A 20,806-nucleotide genomic window follows, 5' to 3' on the forward strand; every position below is an offset into this window, starting at 1 on the left:
GAAATGGCTAAAGAATCAATGAAAGCGCGTGAGCGCAAGAGAGAAGCACTAGTTGCTAAATACGCTGACAAAAGAAAAGCTCTTAAAGAAGCAGGTGATTATGAAGGACTTCAGAAATTACCGAAAAATGCTTCTCCTGTGAGATTGCACAACAGATGTAAACTGACAGGGAGACCAAGAGGGTACATGAGAACGTTCGGAATTTCCAGAGTAACTTTCAGAGAAATGGCAAACAACGGTCTTATCCCGGGAGTTAAAAAAGCCAGTTGGTAATTAATACTCATTAAAAAATCGGGACAATTAAGTTGTCTGGATACTAGAGATACAAAAATATCAGACCGAAGTTTTCTGAAGTCTGATATTTTATTCTTCAAGTCCTTGCAATACTGATTGTTCTTTAACCAATAATTTATAAAAGAAAAATGGTAACAGATCCAATTTCAGATTTCCTAACAAGAGTAAGGAACGCACAAAGCGCAGGCCACAAAGTGGTGGAAATTCCTGCATCGAAAATCAAAAAGGAGATTACTAAGATTTTATTTGATCAGGGGTATATCTTAAACTTTAAGTTTGAGGAAAGCGCTGTTCAGGGTACAATCAAAATCGCTTTAAAGTACGACAAGCAAACCAACAAACCGGCTATCAAGTCTATTCAGAGAGCTTCAAGACCAGGTTTGAGACAGTACAAAGGTTCTACGGAACTTCCAAGAGTACTGAACGGTTTGGGTATTTCTATCATCTCTACTTCTAAAGGAGTAATGACTGACAAGAAAGCTAGAGAAGAGAAAGTAGGCGGTGAAGTAATCTGCTATGTTTATTAATTTTTAATCACAGGAAAATGTCAAGAATTGGTAAAGCAATTATAACAGTTCCAGCAGGAATTACCATTACTGAAAACAACGGTGTGGTAACAGCCAAAGGTCCAAAAGGAGAACTTTCTCAGGAGCTTACAGCAGGAATTACTTTAGAACAGAATGATGGTATACTTACAGTAAACAGACCATCCGAGTCTAAACAACACAAAGCGCTTCACGGTTTATACAGAGCGTTAATTGCCAACATGATCGTTGGTGTAAATGAAGGTTTCGAAAAGAAACTGGAATTAGTAGGGGTAGGATACAGAGCATCACACACAGGACAAAAACTTGAGTTGGCTTTAGGATTCTCTCACGGTATCGTATTGGAGCTTCCGGCGGAAGTGAAAGTAGATACATTGACTGAAAAAGGTAAAAATCCAATTATTACTTTAACGTCTTATGACAAGCAACTTCTTGGGATGGTAGCGGCGAAAATCCGTTCATTCAGAAAGCCTGAGCCGTACAAAGGAAAAGGTGTAAGATTCGTTGGGGAAATTGTTAGACGTAAAGCTGGTAAATCTGCTTAATAAATTATAAGTATTATGGCATTAAGTAAATTAGAAAAAAGAATAAGAATAAAAAGAAGAGTAAGAGGGAAAATCTCCGGATCTTCTGAATTGCCAAGATTATCTGTATATAAAAGTAATAAGGAAATTTACGCTCAGTTAATCGACGATAACAGTGGAAAAACTTTGGCTTCCGCTTCTTCCAGAGAGAAAGGAGTTGACGCTAACGGAACTAAAACTGATATTTCTGCTGCTGTAGGTAAAGCTATTGCTGCCAAAGCTATCGCTGCAGGAATCGAAAATATAGTATTTGATAGAAACGGATTCGTATATCACGGAAGAGTTAAAGCTCTTGCTGACGGTGCGAGAGAAGCCGGACTTAAATTCTAATCATTAAATTTCGGAAAATATGTTAGGACTAGATAATATAGAAAGAGTAAAACCGGGAGGATTAGAACTTAAAGATCGTCTCGTAGCTGTTAACAGAGTAACAAAAGTAACCAAAGGAGGTAGAGCTTTCGGATTTTCTGCAATTGTTGTTGTAGGAGACGAAGCCGGAACCATCGGTTTTGGATTAGGGAAATCTAAGGAAGTTGCTTCTGCTATTGCTAAAGCAGTAGAAGACGCTAAGAAAAACTTAGTGAAAGTTCCTGTAATGAACCATACCATTCCTCACCAGACTTCTGCCAGATATGGTGGTGCAGATATCTTTTTGAGACCTGCTTCTCACGGTACAGGGCTTATCGCAGGTGGTGCGGTAAGAGCGGTACTTGAATCTGCAGGCGTTCATGATATCCTTTCAAAATCCAAAGGATCTTCAAACCCTCACAATGTGGTAAAGGCAACTTTCAAAGCATTGTTAGACATCAGAAGACCGGAAGAAATTGCAAGAATGAGAGGAGTTTCTCTAACTAAAGTGTTTAACGGTTAATAATAAAACAATGGCAACAATTAAAGTAAAGCAAGTAAGAAGCGCTATTGGTAGAACAAAAACCCAAAAGAGAACGCTTGAAGCATTAGGATTAAAGAAACTTCACCAAGTTGTAGAGCACGAAGCTACTCCTTCTATCTTAGGAATGATAGCTGCAGTTAGTCATTTACTTGAAGTTCAAAAATAATTTTAAAACAAAAATTAAAATGAATTTAAACAACATAAAACCTGCTGCAGGTTCTACATTCAATTCAAAAAGAATTGGTAGAGGACAGGGTACTGGAAAAGGAGGTACGTCTACAAAAGGACACAAAGGTCAGAAAGCAAGAGCCGGTTACTCTCAGAAAATCGGTTTTGAAGGAGGTCAGATGCCTTTACAGAGAAGATTACCTAAATTCGGTTTCAAAAACGTAAACAGAAAAGAATACAGAGCGATCAACCTGGATGATATTCAGAACTTAATTGATACTAAATCTTTAACAGGAGATATTACAAAAGAAGTTTTGGTACAGAACGGTCTGGCTACTAAGAACGAAATAGTGAAAATTATGGGTAGAGGAGAATTGAAATCTGCGGTTTCAATTTCGGCTGACAAATTCACTAAATCTGCTGAAGAGCTTATTTCTAAAGCAGGTGGACAAGCAATTACCTTATAATAAAAACTAATGAAAGAATTTATACAAACACTCAAAAATATTTGGAGCCTTAAAGAATTACGGGATAAAATTATCTTCACTTTAGGGATTATTCTTGTGTATAGATTCGCATCTTATATCTCGCTGCCTGCAATTAACCTTGCAGAAGTGGGAGATCTCTTAGAGCATTATAAAAGTCAAGGCGGAAACAAGCAGGGAGCAGGTCTCCTTGGCTTGCTTTCGTCATTTACGGGAGGGGCATTCAGCCATGCTTCCGTGATGGCGTTAGGAATCATGCCTTATATTTCTGCTTCTATTATTGTTCAGTTGATGGGGATGGCTATTCCTTATCTTCAGAAACTTCAGAAAGATGGAGAGTCAGGTAGAAATACATTGAATCAGATTACCAGATGGTTAACTATTGGGGTTTGTCTTGTACAGGCGCCTTCTTATTTAACCTCTATCACTCAATTGTTTTTACCGTATGCTCAGTTCCAGTCTGCATATTATGTAGAGCCAAATTCTATCATGTTTTGGTTGCCAAGTATTGTTATTTTGGTTGCCGGTTCAGTATTCGCAATGTGGTTGGGTGAGAAAATCACCGACAAAGGTATCGGAAACGGTATCTCTATCCTGATTATGGTGGGGATCCTTTCAAGATTACCGGAAGCATTCGTACAGGAAATGGCCGTGCAGAACGGAAAAGGAGGAATGGGATCTATCATGATCCTTATTGAAGTAATTTTCTGGATGCTGGTAGTTCTTCTGGCGGTGGTATTATCCGTTGCCGTAAGAAAAATACCGATTCAGTATGTAAGCAGAGCTCAGGCAAGAGGAGGTGTCAACAGAAATCTTATGCAGGGAGCAAGACAGTGGATTCCATTGAAAGTAAATGCTGCCGGTGTAATGCCGATCATCTTTGCCCAGGCATTGATGTTCGTACCGGGATTATTAACGAAAGTAGATGAGTCAAACACTTTTCTTGCCGGTTTCAAGAATGTTTTTAGCTGGCAGTACAACGTATTGTTTGCGCTGTTAATTATTATCTTCTCGTTTTTCTATACTGCAATTACCATTCCGGTGAACCAAATGGCTGATGATCTGAAGAGAAACGGAGGCCTGGTACCCAAGGTAAGACCGGGAAAAGAAACCGCTGATTATTTAGATGATATTTTATCAAAAATTACCTTGCCAGGTGCAATTTTTTTATCTATCTTTGCAGTCCTTCCGGCAATTGTGCATGGAAGCTTTGTTCAGACAGATGCGTTCGCCCTATTTTTCGGGGGAACATCACTATTGATTATGGTTGGAGTAATTTTAGATACTGTTCAACAGATTAATACTTATCTGCTGAACCATCATTATGATGGCTTAATGCAGTCTAAATTATCAAGAACGACTGGATATTAATTTATGGCAAAACAAAAACATATTGAACAAGACGGCGTTATCACGGAAGCACTTTCGAACGCCCAGTTCCGTGTAGAGCTGGAAAATGGGCATATTCTTATCGCTCATATTTCCGGTAAAATGAGAATGCATTATATTAAACTTTTACCCGGAGACAAGGTAAAATTAGAAATGTCTCCCTATGATTTATCAAAAGGGAGGATTACGTTTAGATATTAAACAAATGCCAAATGGAATGCATGTTCCGTTTGGCTATTGTTAAAAAATAAATACTATTCAAAATGAAAGTAAGAGCATCAATTAAAAAAAGAAGTGCTGATTGCAAGATCGTACGCAGAAAAGGTGTACTGTTCGTGATCAACAAGAAAAACCCAAAATTTAAACAAAGACAAGGCTAACATTAAATTATGGCGAGAATTTCAGGTATTGATTTACCAAAAAACAAAAGAGGTGTTATCGGTTTAACTTACATCTACGGAGTCGGAAGAAGTACATCTTCAGAAATCCTTAAAGCTGCCGGTATCAGCGAAGACAAGAAAGTCAACGAATGGAATGACGATGAATTGGCTGCCATCAGAACTTATATCTCAGAAAACGTAAAAGTAGAAGGAGAATTAAGATCTGAAGTGCAATTGAACATTAAGCGATTAATGGACATAGGATGCCAACGAGGAATACGTCACAGACTAGGACTACCTTTAAGAGGCCAGAGAACGAAAAACAACTCGAGAACCCGTAAAGGAAAGAGAAAAACTGTTGCTAACAAGAAAAAAGCTAGTAAATAATCGTTAGGAATTATGGCAAAACAAAGTAAAGTAGTTAAAAAAAGAAAAGTAAAAGTTGAAGCTATTGGAGAAGCGCATATTCAGGCTTCTTTCAATAACATCATCATTTCTTTAACAAATAAAAGCGGAGAAGTTATCTCTTGGGCTTCTGCCGGTAAAATGGGTTTCAGAGGTTCTAAAAAGAATACTCCATTTGCTGCTCAGATGGCAGCTGAAAATTGCTCTAATGTAGCTCACGAAGCGGGTCTTAGAAGAGTAAAGGTGTTTGTGAAAGGTCCTGGTGCAGGTAGAGAATCTGCCATCAGAACAATCCACAATTCAGGAATTGAAGTTAGCGAAATCATTGATGTGACTCCTATGCCGCATAATGGATGTAGACCACCAAAAAGAAGAAGAGTTTAATTTTTAGAATTTACCCATTATGGCAAGATATATTGGACCTAAAACAAAGATTGCTAGAAAGTTTGGTGCTGCAATCTACGGAGATGACAAGAACTTCGAGAAAAGAAAAAACCAACCGCCAGGACAACATGGTGTTAACAAAAGAAGAGGAGCGAAGAAATCTGAATATGCTGTTCAGTTAATGGAAAAGCAGAAAGCTAAATATACTTACGGTATTTTAGAAAGACAGTTTTCTAACCTGTTCGTTAAAGCACACAGAAGCAAAGGGGTAACTGGTGAAGTATTATTACAGCTTTGCGAGTCCAGATTAGATAACGTAGTATACAGATTAGGGTTTGCTAAAACAAGATCTGCTGCTAGACAATTGGTTTCTCACAGACATATTACTGTAAATGGGGAGCTGGTAAATATTCCGTCTTATTTGCTTAAAGCGGGTGATGTAATCGCCGTAAGAGAAAAGTCTAAGTCTCTTGAAGTGGTTACTGATGCATTGGCTTCTAAAGCAAATTATGAGTGGTTACAATTCAACGATGAGAAGAAAGAAGGTACTTTCGTTTCTGCTCCTGAAAGAATCCAGATCCCGGAGGACATCAAGGAACAGCTTATTGTCGAACTTTACTCTAAATAATTTTTTAATCAAATTTTTGCTCAACCCAATAATATGGCAATTTTACAATTCATAAAACCCGATAAAGTAATTTTACTTAACTCTGATCAATTTAGAGGTCAATTTGAATTCAGACCACTAGAACAAGGTTTCGGGCTTACAATCGGTAATGCTTTGAGAAGAGTGTTGCTTTCTTCTCTGGAAGGTTATGCTATTTCATCTATCAAAATAGAAGGTGTAGAGCACGAATTTTCAACTATTTCAGGAGTAATCGAAGATGTTACCGAAATTATTCTTAACCTTAAGCAGGTAAGATTAAAATCTACGGCAGAAAACCAGACTAGTGAGCAGGTTGTAGCCAAGGTTTCGGGGCAGACGGTTATTACTGCTGGAGATTTAGGGAAGTCTATCAACGGATTCCAGGTGCTGAACCCGGAACTTGTGATCTGCAACCTGAACAGTGATGTAACTTTCGAAATTACTTTCAACATAGAAAAAGGAAGAGGATATGTTCCTTCTGAACAAAATAAGTCAAACAATGCACCGATCGGTACTATTGCCATAGACTCTATTTTTACGCCAATCAAGAAAGTACAATACAGCATTGAAAATTATCGTGTAGAGCAAAAAACAGACTACGAAAAACTTGTATTAGATATAGAAACTGATGGTTCCATCAGTCCTCAGAATGCTTTAACAGAAGCTTCCAAGATATTGATTTATCATTTCATGTTGTTCTCTGATGAGAGAATCACCCTTGAAACGGAAGCGGTAAAAGCATCCATCCAGTACGATGAAGAGACACTTCACACAAGACAACTCCTGAAGTCTAAATTAGCAGATATGGATCTTTCCGTAAGAGCCCTGAACTGTCTGAAGGCGGCTGAAGTGGAAACCCTTGGAGAATTGGTATCTTACAGTAAGTCTGATTTGATGAAATTCAGAAATTTTGGTAAAAAATCTTTGACAGAACTAGAAGAATTAGTGCATTCAAAAGGTCTTAACTTCGGTTTCGACGTTGCAAAATATAAGTTAGACGCTGATAAATAATTAATAATGAGACACGGTAAAAAATTCAATCACTTAGGAAGGACGGCTTCTCACAGAAGTGCGTTACTTTCTAATATGGCTTGTTCTCTAATTGAGCATAAAAGAATCAACACTACTGTTGCTAAAGCAAAAGCTTTAAGAGTATATGTTGAGCCCCTATTAACAAAAGCAAAAGAAGATACTACACACAACAGAAGAATTGTTTTTTCATATCTTCAGAATAAAGAAGCGGTTACTGAACTTTTCAGATCAGTAGCTCCTAAAATTGCTGAAAGAAATGGTGGGTATACAAGAATCATCAAAACAGGTTTCAGACCTGGTGATGCTGCTGATATGGCTCTTATCGAACTGGTAGACTTCAATGAGCTTTACAATCCGAATGCGGAAGAGAAGAAAACAACAAGAAGAAGCAGAAGATCTGCAACAGCTCCTAAAAAAGAAGCTGTAGCTGCTGAAGCTCCTGCAGTAGAAGAAAATGCTGCTGAGCCAACCGCTCAGGCTGCAGACTCTACAGAGGAAAAAACTGAAGAATAATATTCATCAGATATAAATGAAAAACCGTTCAGATTTCTGAACGGTTTTTTTGTACCTTAAAGTGTAATTGATTTGTATCTTTAAAATGCATAAAATTGTTTTACCAAAAGAATTGTAATCATGAAAATCGTAAATCAAAAATTATCAAAAACACTTGCCTCTGAAACAGTCACTTTTACTGCAACGCCGAATAAAGGAGACGAAATGGTTCCGGACAGCATCATCATTCATTTCACGGCCGGCCGGAGTGCAGAAAGTTCTGTGGCCTGGTTCAAAGACCCCGAAGCTAAGGCTTCTGCCCATATCGTTATAGACCGGGAAGGCAAGATTACCCAGATGGTTGAATTCAACCGTAAAGCCTGGCATGCAGGCGTGAGCAGGTGGGCAGACCGGTCCGGATTCAATAATTTTTCAATCGGGATAGAGCTTGACAATCCGGGAAGGCTTACGAAGGTTAATGACCGCTTCTATTCATGGTTCGGAAAAGAGTATCCGAAAGAAGTGGTGGTGGAAGCAAAGCATAAACACGAAAAGAGTATTTCCTTCTGGCATAATTTCACGGAGAAACAGATTGATTCCTGCTTCAGGATATGCAAGCTGTTGATGGAAACCTATTCCATTAAAGACATTCTTGGGCATGACGACATTGCACCGTTTCGGAAAAATGATCCCGGTCCCGCTTTCCCGATGGAAAGTTTCAGGGCAAAGCTGTTCGGAAGGCAGGATGATACGGCAGATATCTATAAAATAACAGAAAACAACACAAACCTGAGAACAGGTGCGGGCACAACATTCGAGAGTATTGCCAAGCTCCCGCTCAATACGGAAGTTGAGTTTGTGAAAAGTAAATCCGGATGGTTCTATGTCTATGTTCTTAAAACACCCGCTGCCAGCGGAGAACCTCTTTATGGCTGGGTCAGCGGATCCCTGCTTAAGAAACTGAAATAATATAGTGTATAAAGCATAAAATAAAGCCTTCAGATTGAATAGTCTGAAGGCTTTTATGTATTTAAATTTTTGTCTTTACCAGTTCAACAATATTATTTCTCTGATCTAAAATTAAACTGTCACCTTTTACTGTGGCTTTCATCTCCATCTTTTCGTAGGTGGTTTCGTTTCCTGTAGATTCTACTTTGTTCAGGATAAATGTTTTGTTGTTGCTCCTTACGCTCATTGTTTTCTCATCATAATTAAAAACTACCTTTACAAGACTTCCGTCAGTGGCTTTATAAACATAATCCGTTTTTATATACTTCTTTCCATTGACATCCGTTTTATACTGAATGGTGGAATCTATTTTACCGTTATCAGCAAGTACGGCTCCTGAACGGTCAGATTTTAATACATCTTTATTCTCCCCTTCATTTTTTTTACAGCTTATGGTTGATAGAATGAGTGCAGAGCTCAACATTATAAGTGCTTTTTTCATAATTTTTATTTTTTTAATACATTGTTTATGCAGTGATACCTTATTTTTTACTAAATTTAGTAAAAACAAAACCCAAAACAATAACCTGAACTCAAAACTTAAAAGATTACACAAAAGGGTAATTGATTCTGCTTTGTTTTTTCCTGACATTTGTCTTAAACAGAACCGAACATGAGCATTTCCATAGCCATCGTAGAAGACGAAAAGAACTACAACAATGCATTGAAAAAAGTCATCAATTACCAGGATGATATGAACGTTGTTGCCCAGTTTTTCGATGGTAAAAATGCAATGTCCCAACTTTCTGATATTTCCCCCGATGTGGTGATGATGGATATCCAGCTGCCGGATATGCACGGAATAGAAATCATAGAAAAGCTGAGGACACACCTGCCGCAAACCCATTTCATTATGTGTACCAGCTTCGAGGATGACGATAAAGTATTTAATTCCCTTAAAGCCGGAGCCATTGGATACCTGGTGAAAGGCGAAAGCATGGATAAGATCCTCTCCTCAATCCGCGATGTCTGCAACGGCGGTGCCCCGATGAGCTTCTCAATTGCCCGGAAAGTTCTCCGTCATTTTGAAAGAAAGCTCCCCCAAATACAAGGCTTCGACGAACTCACCGAACGTGAAAAAGAAATCCTCGGACTTCTGTCCCAAGGCCTCCTTTACAAAGAAATCGCCGACAAGAAATTCATCAGCATCGACACCGTAAAAAAACACGTCGGAAACATCTACAGAAAACTTCACGTAAACAATAAAGTGGAGGCTATTAATAAATTTAACCATTTTAAAAACTAAAAATTATGGGAAACGACAATTACAATCAAGAGGCTATTACCGACACAAAACTGAACAATGGAGATAAGCTAAAAAATTTGGTCTACAGTAAAAATGAGAGATTATTTGATATTGTACATCACGATGTTGGTATTATGTTTATGTATCAAGCGAGTGCGGGAATTCTTGAATTACTTAATACAGATTTGCAACGACACCATTTAGATGGTTACACTATAGATATAAGTACAATTGAAAATTTGTATAATAATTATAGTACAAGAGGAAATGGATTGCAATTTAATTTTATCTTTTTAACAAAGCAAGAATATATGAAATATACAAATGATGATTCTGTATTAGTTATTCCTGATCTGTCAAATGAATTTTTATATGTGGTTGTTACACCATTGGATAATAATAATAATCCATTAAAAGAACACTTTGCTATATTTAATCTTAATTATGTATTTGATGTCAGTAAAACTATTATAAGCGATCTGGATTTTAATACACTTTGTAAAAACTTTTTGGGAAATAATTTATATAGAATTACTTCTACTTATAGTTATCCTAAGGATTCGACAATTCATTTGAGATATACTTGGAATAATATTAAAGAAATTATTGACGAAACGAATTCTGCAGGAGAAAAGTATAGTCGAGTACAATTTGTTTTAGGTGAGGTCACTCGATACAAGATATTATCTGACTTTTTTAGAAGAAACCCTCAATATGGTTTAGATGAAACAAGATATAGAGATGCATATTCTGCTCATGAAAAACAATTAACCATTGTAGGAATGTATCTTCCCGAAGAAATTAACGGCAAAGAAGGCTACTTTGATATGGGATCATTATACCCTTAAAAGATGTTTTTGCAGATAATATATTTAACAATACTCTTTATAGATGTTGTTAAGGCAATAGTTTTGGCTGGAAGAAAAAATCTTTCCAGCCAAGGCTATGTATTGATTTATCTATTAGTTTCTTTTCTGTTGGATCTTTATGGTCATTATAAACTCTATTTGGGTGAGCGTGATTTTGCTTATTTGTTTAATTATTATAGCATTTTTCTTATTGTATTCTTTTTTCTTTACTATTCTAAAATTTTACCAAAGTTTAAGAAAATATATTGGTACAGTTTAGTGATAATGCTAGTTTATATATCCTTTTTCACTAAATTTTATGGACAAGACTATGACAACAGACTAGGAATATTAGTTTGCTTTTATTTTATTACCAATACTTTGGTTTGGTTTTATGAAAGACTTAAAAATTTTGATGATAGGAAAATAACAGATGATCCACACTTCTGGGTGTCTTGTGGTTTAATGCTTTGGAGTATATTTTTTATTTTCAGAGCGATTTTAATGTTTTTTCTTCAGGAAGAAGATCCTGATTTTTTAGAGATTTTAAAGAGTACACAATATGTTGTGAACATCATAATGTATAGTTTGTTTTATATGGCTTTAAGAAAGATTGAAACTAATAAAATACAAATGAAAAGATGAGTAAGTTGCCAGACACAATAAAATTAGCTTATATTATAGGAGTTATTTTACTAATAACATTTATGATTTTTATAGTTTTAATTGTTGTATTATATAATAAAAGGCAGGTTTTTTTTATTCAACAGCAAAAACTTAAAGAAGCCGAGCATCAAAACCAGCTCCTCCAAAAAGAACTTGAAAAACAAAAATCCATAGAAAAAGAACGTGAGCGGATTTCTCATGATATGCATGATGATCTCGGCGCAGGAATTTCAGCATTGAAACTTCAGGCAGAATTTTTAAAACAACGAGCTGAAGGTGATGAGTTAAAAAGTGATATCGATGAGCTTTTGAAAACATCCGAAGAAATGAATATTTCCATGAGAGAAATGCTCTGGAGTCTGAACTCAGGAAATGATACCTTGGGAAGTTTTATAGATTATTCGAAAATGTATGCCCGGAATTTTCTCAAAAAAACAAATATTCAACTGAATATAGAGGATGAAAACATAATTTTTGAAACAATCATCACCACAGAACAGAGACGGAATTTATTTTTATGTTTAAAGGAAGCCCTTAATAATGCTTACAAACACAGTCGGTCAAGTCAACTAAAACTCTCGTTTGTCCAGAAAGATAAAGAATTCATGATGACAGTTTCCGATAATGGAATCGGGATCCGTTATGACCAACCCGAAGGAAACGGACTTCGGAACATGAGAGGAAGAATGAAAGAACAGAACGGCCATTGTGAAGTGACAACCGAAAACGGGACCCATCTTTTTTTCAGGATTGATTTATAATTAGCTTCAACTTAAATACAGCAGCATCATTTCTAATGGTGCTGTTTTTTGTTGCAGAATCACCCGTTTGGGTAATTGACCGGGATTTGTTTTAAGAGCAACTTTGAAGTATTAATTTTAAAACCAATAAACATGGAAACTCCAATTGATAACACATTTGAAGGCTTTAAAGTAGCATTAAAAAATAGTCCTGATTTACAGAAGAAATTTCAGGAAAATCCTGTAAAAGCAGTAGAAACTATTGTGACGAAAAATCCAATAGAAACAGATTCCTGGATTTACAGAATAATTGTCATATCACTGGGATTGGCTATTCTCACCATTGTCGTAACACTTACCATCATGTCAATGAAAGATGGGGATCAAATAAATGCACAGGTAATTACCATTTTCACAGCCATTTCGTCTGGAGCAATAGGCGCTCTTGCCGGACTTCTTGCACCGTCACCAGGTAAAAATTAAATAATAACTATAAAATTTACATTATGAAAAATCTATTATTCTTTGTATTCGTGGCACTTTCATTTTTGGTAAGTGGTCAGAAAACAAAAGTTTTGGTTGTGGATTTAGGAACTCCTCATGATAATTCGATTACTTTTGAAAAATGTAAAGAGTTTGATGGAAAAGAATTTCGGAAATGTTCGGAATCAAAGTGGCTTTCTGTAAAATCCCGTGAATTAATTGCTTTGAGATTAATAAATGGCAATCCGCTTAAGTACAATTATACTATAGGTGGAGCGCCGGTAACTTTTTTTATGAATTTTAATGAATTTAATAATATATTTAAGTTAGGAAAGAAGCAAGATAGTCTTGTATTATTAAAGCATGATTCATATACTTATAAAAACCTTCTCGAAGAAAATAAACAATTAAAGGATAAATTGTATGATTTAGATCTTTTCTTAGATAAGTTTAAGCTGAAAAATATCAATAGAGAAAGCTTGGGTGAAGGCTTCACCAAGACCAGAGATTCCTTGTTTATTGCGTTAAAAACGTTAAATCTTGAAGCGGAACTCAATCATTCTTCTTTTGAAAAGGGAATATACACATTCACATCAGCCCAGAAAAAGGTTATAGAAAATATCATCAAGGAAAACATTGATAAATCACAAGAAATGCTGAAATCTTTTGAGAAAAAATATTTCTTTAAAAATGATTTCTATACGCTTCCTATTGATATTCAGGGAAAAAATGCAGATGCCATTGAATTTACTATTAAAAGATTTGATAAAGAAACTAATCAAGAAGATGAAGCATTTGTCGGAAAATACAAAGTCTGGATTACCGGTGGCTTAAAAATAGACATCAGTGCTGGAATCTTTCTTACCAGTCTTTTTGATAGGCAATACGAAACAAGAGATGTTGCCGCAGGAACTGCACTAAAAGAAGTGTATTTGAAAAATCACGGGCAATATGACTTTGCATTTGGGTCTACCATTAATACCAATTTCAGGTTAAATTCATGGATACAGCCTCAGGTTAACTTTGGAGCAATCTTTACCCAGAACCAAAAGTTTCAAATGATTTTAGGAGCCGGTGCTATCTTGGGCCGGGAAGAAAGATGGATCCTATCCGGCGGACTAAGCATGGGTGTTGTAGATCGTCTGGCAGACGGCTTCCAAAATGGTGGAAGTTATGACCTGGGTACCAGTGGGCAGATTCCTATGGTAAAACAGTTCAAATTCGGACATTTCATCGGGATCACCTACAACCTTTCAAAAGTTAATACCATTTCTATGAAACCACAATAACCATGATCAATATTCACAAAATCAATCTGTAAACGCAAATGATTTGTAACATGATCAGATGCTAGAAAACCTTCAGGGGAAGAAATAGCTATCTGTAAGAGTTGTAGATATTAGGACTTATCAAATTACAGTTTCAGAATTTTGTAACGGTGAAAGGAGGAGAATATTTTTTTGCACCCTCTCTGTATTATTTAAAAAATATTAAAATTAACTAAAATTTAACTCACAATCATACCATAAAATATCCTATAGATAGCACAACATTTTAAAAATTCATTAAATTTGTCTGAACTATAAAAAAAAACAATGAGTTACATTTCTTACATAGAAGCGAGACAGATTTTGGATTCAAGAGGAAATCCTACAGTTGAAGTGGATGTATTCACGGAAAGTGGTGCGATGGGGCGTGCTGCAGTGCCTTCCGGAGCATCTACAGGAGAACATGAAGCCGTAGAACTTCGTGACGGAGGTTCAGAATATATGGGGAAAGGCGTTCTTAAAGCTGTGGAGAATGTAAGAGAAGTAATTGCTCCCGAATTGGTAGGCCTTCCGGTATATGACCAGAACCTTATCGATCAGATTATGATTGATCTTGACGGAACAAGCAACAAAGGAAGCTTAGGAGCTAACGCAATTTTGGGGGTTTCCCTGGCTGCTGCAAAAGCAGCGGCAGCTGAACTGAAAATGCCTTTATACAAATATGTAGGCGGGGTTAATGCCAATACACTTCCGGTTCCGATGATGAACGTTATCAACGGGGGTTCTCACTCAGATGCACCGATTGCGTTCCAGGAATTTATGGTAATGCCGGTAAAAGCAGATTCTTTCTCTCACGCGTTGAGAAAAGGAACTGAGATTTTCCATAACCTGAAAGCAATCCTTCACTCAAGAGGCCTTTCTACTGCAGTAGGTGATGAAGGTGGTTTTGCACCAACATTTTCCGGGACTGAAGATGCGCTGGATACTTTGCTTCAGGCCATTGAAAAAGCAGGATATAAGCCGGGTGACGACGTGATGATTGCATTAGACTGTGCCGCTTCAGAATTCTATAAAGACGGAGTGTACGATTACAGAAAATTCCAGACGCCGGATGCCGCTCAGTTTACAAGCAGTGAGCAGGTTTCTTATCTGGCTGAACTGGCAAATAAATATCCGATTATCTCTATCGAAGACGGTATGCAGGAAAATGACTGGGAAGGATGGAAAATGTTAACCGATAAAATCGGGGACAGAGTGCAGCTGGTTGGAGATGATTTATTCGTAACCAATGTTGAAAGACTGGCCAGAGGAGTGAAAGAAGGTATTGCCAACTCAATCCTTGTGAAAGTAAACCAGATTGGCTCCCTTTCTGAAACCATGGCAGCTGTACAAATGGCTCAGCATAACAAATTTACTTCGGTAATGTCTCACAGATCAGGAGAAACTGAAGATTCTACCATTGCAGATTTAGCCGTAGCCATGAACTGCGGACAGATCAAAACAGGTTCCGCTTCAAGATCAGACAGGATGGCAAAATACAACCAACTGTTAAGAATTGAGGAAGCTTTAGGTGAAACGGCAGTTTTCCCGGGACTGGATGCTTTTAAAATCAAAAGATAATTCATCGAATTTATAAATAACGGCAAGCGAAATTTTTAGTTTGCCGTATTTTGTAATAAGTAGTATATTTAAAAAAAATAAATTAAATAATGTCAGACAACAAAGTAATATTGAATTACGATGGTAATTCATATGAATATCCTATCGTAGACAGTACGATCGGAGACAGAGGAATCGATATTTCAAAATTAAGAGACCAGACAGGTTTAATCACATTAGATTTAGGGTATAAAAATACCGGTGCTACGCTCAGCGAAATCACTTATTTAGATGGTGATAAGGGAGAATTGTTCTACAGAGGCTATCCAATTGAGCAGATTGCAGAGAAATCCAACTTCACAGAAGTAATGTATCTTCTGTTACACGGTGATTTACCAACTTCAGACCAGTTCAATACCTTTGAAGGGAATATCAAAAAATATAACTTCGTAGCAGAGGAGATGAAAAAAATCATCGATGCTTTCCCTCGTTCTGCTCACCCGATGGGCGTTCTGTCTTCTCTGACTTCTGCCTTAACAGCTTTTAACCCAAAAGCGGTTAACGTTAATTCTAAAGAAGAAATGGATCTTGCTGCAGAATTGCTTATTGCCAAATTTGCTCACCTTGCTGCCTGGACGTATAGAAAAACATTAGGTCTGCCATTAAACCACGGAGATAACAACCTTAACTATGTAGAAAACTTCTACAAAATGGCGTTCAGACAACCGAATGCTGATTTCGAAATCAATCCGGTTGTAGTTGGGGCTTTAGATAAATTATTAATCCTTCATGCAGACCATGAGCAAAACTGTTCTACTTCTACCGTAAGAATGGTTGGTTCTGCCCATACAGGTCTTTTTGCTTCAGTTTCTGCAGGTATTTCTGCACTTTGGGGGCCGCTTCACGGTGGTGCAAACCAGGCGGTTATCGAAATGCTTGAACTGATTGAAAAAGACGGTGGAGACGTTAACAAATGGGTTGAAAAAGCGAAAGATAAAAACGACAGCTTCCGTTTGATGGGCTTCGGACACAGAGTATACAAAAACTTCGACCCAAGAGCGAAAATCATTAAAAAAGCTGCTGACGATCTGTTAATTGCATTAGGAATTGAAGACAAGGCACTTGATATTGCAATGCAGTTAGAAAAAGTAGCACTTGAAGATGAGTACTTCATCGAAAGAAAACTATATCCAAACGTAGATTTCTATTCAGGAATTATCTACAGAGCATTAGGAATCCCTACAGAAATGTTTACCGTAATGTTTGCATTGGGAAGACTTCCGGGATGGATTGCCCAATGGAAAGAAATGAGAATGAAAGGAGACCCGATCGGAAGACCGAGACAGGTTTATCAGGGAGCTCAGCAGAGAGACTATATCGATATGGTCAACAGATAAGAAGATAACAGTATTACAATCTATATACATTAAATCCCAAAGCTCGCTTTGGGATTTTTTTTGTAAATATTCTTTAGATTATCCAAATAACCGATGTATAACCTAAGAGATTGTAAATCAGATCTTGATTAATAAAAACTGTTAATTAATGAAGATGATCATTAGCTTTAATTTACGGACATTGGCATCGTTCAAAGATAAAATTGCATCATAATATTTGTGCTATAAATATTACACTTTGGATAAATTATCTGTTAATCAAATATTAAGAGTAATAAAACTTTAATATTTACCGGATACATATCATTAAAGAACTGCAGGATAGGCTATTCTCAGAATACAGGCGAATTACATCCCTAAAAATACCCTAAAAGTTTCCCAGATACAGACCTTTACTTATATTTGCAATATTGCATAACTCTTTATGAAACTAAATATAAAAAACGAAACGGGAAGGCTTAAATCAGTAGTTTTAGGGCAGCCCAATTCGCTGGGAGGAACTCCTGCACTCGAGGAAAGCTACGATGCCAAGTCTTATCATTCCATACAAAATAACATCTATCCCAAAGAATCGGAGATTATTGATGAAATGAACGCTTTCGAGGCCGTTTTAAAAAAATACAATGTAGAAGTACTTCGGCCGAGCATTATTGAGAACTACAACCAGGTATTTGCAAGGGATGTAGCTTTTGTGATTGACGATAAAATGATTATTTCCAATGTTATCTCAGACAGGGCTGATGAGCAGGATGCCTATAAAGGTATTTTTGAAAAAGTAAAATGGAGGGATATTATCAACCTTCCGGATACGGCACACATAGAAGGAGGGGATGTTATTGTCTGGGGTAATTTCCTATTTATCGGGACCTGTTTCAGTGAAGATTACAGAAACTATAAGACAGCGAGGACCAATGAATATGCCATCGAAATTCTTAAAGAATATTTCCCTAAAAAAAGGATCATTGATCTTGAACTGAAGAAAAATGATCAGATTCCCTATGAAGGAATCCTGCATCTGGACTGTACCTTCAATCCGGTAGGAGAGGATAAATGCATCATCTATAAAAACGGGTTTGTGGACGAAAGTGATTATCATCTTATCATTGATATTTTCGGGGAAGAAAACTGCTTCCACGTTACAGATGAGGAAATGTTTGAAATGTTCCCGAATATCTTTTCAATTTCTCCGGAAATTGTAGTTTCAGACAAGACTTTTACAAGAATGAATAACCATCTGAGAAATGAATGGGGAATGACGGTAGAGGAAATCCCGTACCGGGAGATTTCAAAAATGGGAGGATTGTTGAGGTGTTCCACAATGCCTTTGGTAAGAGAGTAATGAAATAAGAAAAATGATAGATTCAAAAGTTTTACCCGGTAATAAATGGGTAGCATTGCTGCTTCTGGCAGTCGCATTTTTATTAATTTATAATCCTTTTACACATTTTCCGTATACATTCTGTGTAATAATTGCAGTGATCCTTTTGTTCACCTACTTACAGGACGGAAATCTAAAGAATCTTAATTTTAAGAAAATAGGGCTGTCGGAAATCATGATCATATTGGGTTGTTACCTTGTTCTGGAACTTTCCATGGATTTTGTTTTTCAGCCTCTGGTCAGTAAAATTTTTAATGAGCCGGCAGATTATTCTTCATTTAAAGTGATTGAAGGAAATCCTCAGAAATATTTCAAATGGCTTTTTAATATGTGGATCAGTGCGGCAGTCGGGGAAGAACTCCTGTTCCGTGCTTTTGCTTTTTCACAGCTTAAAAGATGGTTCGGGAAAAATCAGTTGGTGATTGTTCTGTTAAGTGCCGTAATGTTTTCACTGCCGCATTTGTATCAGGGAATTTCCGGGCTGGTGATGACTTTTTTATTCGGACTGGCTTTCGGGCTTATCTATTTGAAATTTAAAAATATCTGGATCAACATTATTATCCATGGCCTTATTGATACCGTTTTCCTGACGCTGAGCTACTATGGACTGACAGATTTTTATTCAGGATTCAATATTATTTTATAAAAAATTAAACACATGCAAACTACAGATACCGTTTTAATGATAGAGCCGATTGCATTCGGCTTCAATGCCGAAACGGCAAAAAACAATTATTTTCAGATCGAGCAGAAAGGTTTTGATACCCAGTTCAAAGCGCTGACAGAATTTAAGGCTTTTGTGGAGAAACTGAGAAGCAAAGGAATTAATGTGATTACCATTAAAGATACGTTAGACCCGCATACCCCGGATTCTATTTTCCCGAATAACTGGGTAAGCTTCCATAAAGACGGAAAAGTAGTTTTATACCCGATGTTCGCCTCCAACCGAAGAGTGGAAAGACGGGATGATATTATTGAAACCATCAGAGAACAGGGATTTGAAGTGTCAGAAATTGACGACTGGTCTTTTCCTGAAATGCAGGGCCATTTTCTTGAAGGAACAGGGAGCATGATTTTCGACCACGATAATAAACTGGCTTACGGTTCGGTCTCTTTACGGTTGGATGAAAATCTCTTCAGGGAGTTTTGTGAAAAATATGGCTTTACGCCCGTTGTTTTCCATTCCTTCCAGACTGTAGGAGAAGAAAGGCTGCCGATTTACCATACTAATGTCATGATGTGCGTGGCTGATAAGTTTGTGGTAATCTGCCTGGACTGTATTGACAGCGAACTGGAAAGAAGTAAAGTAGCCGAAATCATTAAAAATTCAGGAAAGGAAATTATTGAAATCTCAGAAGAACAGATGCAGCAGTTCGCAGGAAATATGCTGCAGGTTCAGAACAGAGACGGAGAAAAATTCCTGGTCATGAGCGAAACGGCTTACAGGTCTTTACATGAAGATCAGGTTTCTGCAATTGAAAAATACTGCGAAATTATTTATTCAGATTTAAATACCATAGAGGTAAATGGCGGTGGAAGCGCCCGATGCATGCTCGCTGAGGTTTTCCTGCCTAAAAAATAACAGCAGAATAAAAATAAAAATCCGGAATCCAATCAGATTATTCTGATTGGATTCCGGATTTTTTTATGTAATTTTTAAAAAAAGATTAAATCATCCCGTAAGCAGCAAATACCCCGCATTGGAATACTATGTTTTCTGTTCATTGTTAAACATGACAATATTTTCGGACATTACTGAAATAAAATTTGTTACCATGTGGATATAACGATAAAATATTATTCCGGGATTTTAATGATTTCATTCAAATGGTACTGTTTAAAAATTTAGTTATTGAAAAATAAACAGGAAGAACCGGATGATGTATCATATCGTTAATATGCTCAATGCCGGTATATTAAATGATCCTGGATTATTCAGAAAGCAATTGATTTATTTTGAATTTTTATACTAATACAGGACCTGAATGGTCATTTCTCCCGGATTGATATCTGATGCAGCCCCTCCAATGGTCAGGCCCGGTACTGAAGTACCTTCTGCCAACCCTGTTCTTAAATCTATGGTATGAGTGCCGGCAGGAAATTCCTGCATGGTCGTAATTGCCACTGTATGATAGATTCTGACACCGGAGCCTATAATGGAAAACCTGTTGTATCCGCCCTGTGATTTTATCACATTATTAATAAATATGGCCACATCAACATTCACCGTTCCGGTGGCACCAACTGGCAGGCTGGCACCAATGGTTGCCCACATCGTAACCTTTGCGGGCGCTGTAAGGGTTCACATCCAGTGTTTTCGTAGGAAGATCTGTATTGATACCCACCTGAGCAGACAGAAGACTGCCTAAAAAGACGGGAGCAACGGCTCTTCTTAAAGATTTTGAAGTTTTCATTTTTAATTCCGGCTAATATACAAATATTTAATACTTTGATTTACAATTTATTAAAATCTACAG

The 20,806-nt window shown here is 37.0% G+C and carries 30 protein-coding genes; 27 read left to right on the forward strand and 3 right to left on the reverse strand.

Going from position 1 to position 20,806, the window contains the following annotated elements:
* Nucleotides 1-3 precede the first annotated feature (3 nt).
* The 16 genes from rpsN to ASE55_RS06755 all read left to right on the forward strand — a co-directional run bounded on the left by rpsN (nucleotide 4) and on the right by ASE55_RS06755 (nucleotide 8,665).
* On the forward strand, nucleotides 4-273 hold the full coding sequence (gene rpsN / locus ASE55_RS06685) for a 30S ribosomal protein S14 (protein ID WP_027387207.1): 270 nt from the start codon (nucleotides 4-6) through the stop codon (nucleotides 271-273).
* 149 nt (nucleotides 274-422) lie between these two features.
* A complete protein-coding gene (rpsH, locus tag ASE55_RS06690; RefSeq protein ID WP_056216917.1) occupies nucleotides 423-821 on the forward strand; it encodes a 30S ribosomal protein S8 in 399 nt (132 codons plus the stop codon).
* Between the two features lie 17 nt (nucleotides 822-838).
* On the forward strand, nucleotides 839-1,384 hold the full coding sequence (gene rplF / locus ASE55_RS06695; protein ID WP_056216920.1) for a 50S ribosomal protein L6: 546 nt from the start codon (nucleotides 839-841) through the stop codon (nucleotides 1,382-1,384).
* Nucleotides 1,385-1,399: 15 nt separating this feature from the next.
* On the forward strand, nucleotides 1,400-1,753 hold the full coding sequence (gene rplR / locus ASE55_RS06700; RefSeq protein WP_056216923.1) for a 50S ribosomal protein L18: 354 nt from the start codon (nucleotides 1,400-1,402) through the stop codon (nucleotides 1,751-1,753).
* Nucleotides 1,754-1,772: 19 nt separating this feature from the next.
* Nucleotides 1,773-2,294: a 30S ribosomal protein S5 gene (rpsE, locus tag ASE55_RS06705; protein WP_027387203.1), complete on the forward strand. Its 522-nt coding sequence runs from the start codon at nucleotides 1,773-1,775 to the stop codon at nucleotides 2,292-2,294.
* Nucleotides 2,295-2,304: 10 nt separating this feature from the next.
* Nucleotides 2,305-2,481 (forward strand): 50S ribosomal protein L30, encoded by a 177-nt coding sequence (gene rpmD / locus ASE55_RS06710; protein ID WP_029297759.1) that lies wholly within the window; start codon nucleotides 2,305-2,307, stop codon nucleotides 2,479-2,481.
* A gap of 19 nt (nucleotides 2,482-2,500) precedes the next feature.
* Nucleotides 2,501-2,950 (forward strand): 50S ribosomal protein L15, encoded by a 450-nt coding sequence (rplO, locus tag ASE55_RS06715; protein ID WP_056217014.1) that lies wholly within the window; start codon nucleotides 2,501-2,503, stop codon nucleotides 2,948-2,950.
* 9 nt (nucleotides 2,951-2,959) lie between these two features.
* On the forward strand, nucleotides 2,960-4,339 hold the full coding sequence (gene secY, locus ASE55_RS06720) for a preprotein translocase subunit SecY (RefSeq protein ID WP_056216926.1): 1,380 nt from the start codon (nucleotides 2,960-2,962) through the stop codon (nucleotides 4,337-4,339).
* A 3-nt stretch (nucleotides 4,340-4,342) separates the two neighbouring features.
* Nucleotides 4,343-4,558, forward strand: a complete 216-nt coding sequence (gene infA, locus ASE55_RS06725; RefSeq protein WP_027381317.1) for a translation initiation factor IF-1 — start codon at nucleotides 4,343-4,345, stop codon at nucleotides 4,556-4,558.
* A gap of 62 nt (nucleotides 4,559-4,620) precedes the next feature.
* Nucleotides 4,621-4,737, forward strand: coding sequence for a 50S ribosomal protein L36 (gene rpmJ / locus ASE55_RS19850; RefSeq protein ID WP_007839480.1), 117 nt, complete (start codon nucleotides 4,621-4,623; stop codon nucleotides 4,735-4,737).
* Nucleotides 4,738-4,746: 9 nt separating this feature from the next.
* Nucleotides 4,747-5,124, forward strand: a complete 378-nt coding sequence (gene rpsM, locus ASE55_RS06730; RefSeq protein WP_007839478.1) for a 30S ribosomal protein S13 — start codon at nucleotides 4,747-4,749, stop codon at nucleotides 5,122-5,124.
* A gap of 12 nt (nucleotides 5,125-5,136) precedes the next feature.
* Complete coding sequence (rpsK, locus tag ASE55_RS06735) at nucleotides 5,137-5,526, forward strand: 30S ribosomal protein S11 (RefSeq protein ID WP_034684858.1); 390 nt, start codon at nucleotides 5,137-5,139, stop codon at nucleotides 5,524-5,526.
* Nucleotides 5,527-5,545: 19 nt separating this feature from the next.
* The gene (rpsD, locus tag ASE55_RS06740) at nucleotides 5,546-6,154 is read left to right on the forward strand and encodes a 30S ribosomal protein S4 (protein WP_056216929.1); all 609 of its coding nucleotides are present in this window, start codon (nucleotides 5,546-5,548) and stop codon (nucleotides 6,152-6,154) included.
* A gap of 33 nt (nucleotides 6,155-6,187) precedes the next feature.
* Nucleotides 6,188-7,183 (forward strand): DNA-directed RNA polymerase subunit alpha, encoded by a 996-nt coding sequence (locus ASE55_RS06745; RefSeq protein WP_056216932.1) that lies wholly within the window; start codon nucleotides 6,188-6,190, stop codon nucleotides 7,181-7,183.
* A gap of 6 nt (nucleotides 7,184-7,189) precedes the next feature.
* The gene (rplQ, locus tag ASE55_RS06750) at nucleotides 7,190-7,717 is read left to right on the forward strand and encodes a 50S ribosomal protein L17 (RefSeq protein WP_056216933.1); all 528 of its coding nucleotides are present in this window, start codon (nucleotides 7,190-7,192) and stop codon (nucleotides 7,715-7,717) included.
* Nucleotides 7,718-7,837: 120 nt separating this feature from the next.
* The gene (locus ASE55_RS06755) at nucleotides 7,838-8,665 is read left to right on the forward strand and encodes an N-acetylmuramoyl-L-alanine amidase (protein WP_056216936.1); all 828 of its coding nucleotides are present in this window, start codon (nucleotides 7,838-7,840) and stop codon (nucleotides 8,663-8,665) included.
* Between the two features lie 61 nt (nucleotides 8,666-8,726).
* On the opposite strand, the gene ASE55_RS06760 is transcribed toward ASE55_RS06755, so the two are convergent.
* A complete protein-coding gene (locus tag ASE55_RS06760; protein WP_056217017.1) occupies nucleotides 8,727-9,146 on the reverse strand; it encodes a hypothetical protein in 420 nt (139 codons plus the stop codon).
* Nucleotides 9,147-9,317: 171 nt separating this feature from the next.
* Here ASE55_RS06760 and ASE55_RS06765 point away from each other — a divergent pair, with 171 nt between their 5' ends.
* The 11 genes from ASE55_RS06765 to ctlX all read left to right on the forward strand — a co-directional run bounded on the left by ASE55_RS06765 (nucleotide 9,318) and on the right by ctlX (nucleotide 19,911).
* Nucleotides 9,318-9,950 (forward strand): response regulator, encoded by a 633-nt coding sequence (locus ASE55_RS06765; RefSeq protein WP_056216939.1) that lies wholly within the window; start codon nucleotides 9,318-9,320, stop codon nucleotides 9,948-9,950.
* 5 nt (nucleotides 9,951-9,955) lie between these two features.
* Nucleotides 9,956-10,798 (forward strand): hypothetical protein, encoded by an 843-nt coding sequence (locus ASE55_RS06770; protein WP_056216942.1) that lies wholly within the window; start codon nucleotides 9,956-9,958, stop codon nucleotides 10,796-10,798.
* Nucleotides 10,799-10,807: 9 nt separating this feature from the next.
* Nucleotides 10,808-11,443 (forward strand): hypothetical protein, encoded by a 636-nt coding sequence (locus tag ASE55_RS06775; RefSeq protein ID WP_128414514.1) that lies wholly within the window; start codon nucleotides 10,808-10,810, stop codon nucleotides 11,441-11,443.
* A 62-nt stretch (nucleotides 11,444-11,505) separates the two neighbouring features.
* Nucleotides 11,506-12,225 (forward strand): sensor histidine kinase, encoded by a 720-nt coding sequence (locus ASE55_RS06780; RefSeq protein ID WP_238585006.1) that lies wholly within the window; start codon nucleotides 11,506-11,508, stop codon nucleotides 12,223-12,225.
* Nucleotides 12,226-12,357: 132 nt separating this feature from the next.
* A complete protein-coding gene (locus ASE55_RS06785) occupies nucleotides 12,358-12,687 on the forward strand; it encodes a hypothetical protein (RefSeq protein ID WP_056216949.1) in 330 nt (109 codons plus the stop codon).
* Nucleotides 12,688-12,710: 23 nt separating this feature from the next.
* Complete coding sequence (locus ASE55_RS06790; protein WP_056216952.1) at nucleotides 12,711-13,976, forward strand: hypothetical protein; 1,266 nt, start codon at nucleotides 12,711-12,713, stop codon at nucleotides 13,974-13,976.
* A gap of 306 nt (nucleotides 13,977-14,282) precedes the next feature.
* Nucleotides 14,283-15,575: a phosphopyruvate hydratase gene (eno, locus tag ASE55_RS06795; RefSeq protein WP_056216954.1), complete on the forward strand. Its 1,293-nt coding sequence runs from the start codon at nucleotides 14,283-14,285 to the stop codon at nucleotides 15,573-15,575.
* An 89-nt stretch (nucleotides 15,576-15,664) separates the two neighbouring features.
* The gene (locus tag ASE55_RS06800; RefSeq protein WP_056216957.1) at nucleotides 15,665-16,951 is read left to right on the forward strand and encodes a citrate synthase; all 1,287 of its coding nucleotides are present in this window, start codon (nucleotides 15,665-15,667) and stop codon (nucleotides 16,949-16,951) included.
* A 424-nt stretch (nucleotides 16,952-17,375) separates the two neighbouring features.
* Complete coding sequence (locus tag ASE55_RS06805; RefSeq protein ID WP_056216960.1) at nucleotides 17,376-18,290, forward strand: dimethylarginine dimethylaminohydrolase family protein; 915 nt, start codon at nucleotides 17,376-17,378, stop codon at nucleotides 18,288-18,290.
* Between the two features lie 13 nt (nucleotides 18,291-18,303).
* Nucleotides 18,304-18,975, forward strand: a complete 672-nt coding sequence (locus tag ASE55_RS06810; protein WP_056216962.1) for a CPBP family intramembrane glutamic endopeptidase — start codon at nucleotides 18,304-18,306, stop codon at nucleotides 18,973-18,975.
* 12 nt (nucleotides 18,976-18,987) lie between these two features.
* Nucleotides 18,988-19,911 (forward strand): citrulline utilization hydrolase CtlX, encoded by a 924-nt coding sequence (gene ctlX, locus ASE55_RS06815; RefSeq protein ID WP_056216964.1) that lies wholly within the window; start codon nucleotides 18,988-18,990, stop codon nucleotides 19,909-19,911.
* Between the two features lie 387 nt (nucleotides 19,912-20,298).
* Here ctlX and ASE55_RS06820 read toward each other — a convergent pair whose 3' ends face one another.
* Nucleotides 20,299-20,604, reverse strand: coding sequence for a hypothetical protein (locus tag ASE55_RS06820; RefSeq protein WP_056216965.1), 306 nt, complete (start codon nucleotides 20,602-20,604; stop codon nucleotides 20,299-20,301).
* A complete protein-coding gene (locus ASE55_RS20060; RefSeq protein ID WP_128414516.1) occupies nucleotides 20,546-20,743 on the reverse strand; it encodes a hypothetical protein in 198 nt (65 codons plus the stop codon). Before ASE55_RS20060 ends, ASE55_RS06820 begins: the two co-directional genes overlap by 59 nt.
* Nucleotides 20,744-20,806 lie beyond the last annotated feature (63 nt).

Origin of the sequence: Chryseobacterium sp. Leaf201 (genome assembly GCF_001421435.1) — a bacterium.
Classification (GTDB): domain Bacteria; phylum Bacteroidota; class Bacteroidia; order Flavobacteriales; family Weeksellaceae; genus Chryseobacterium.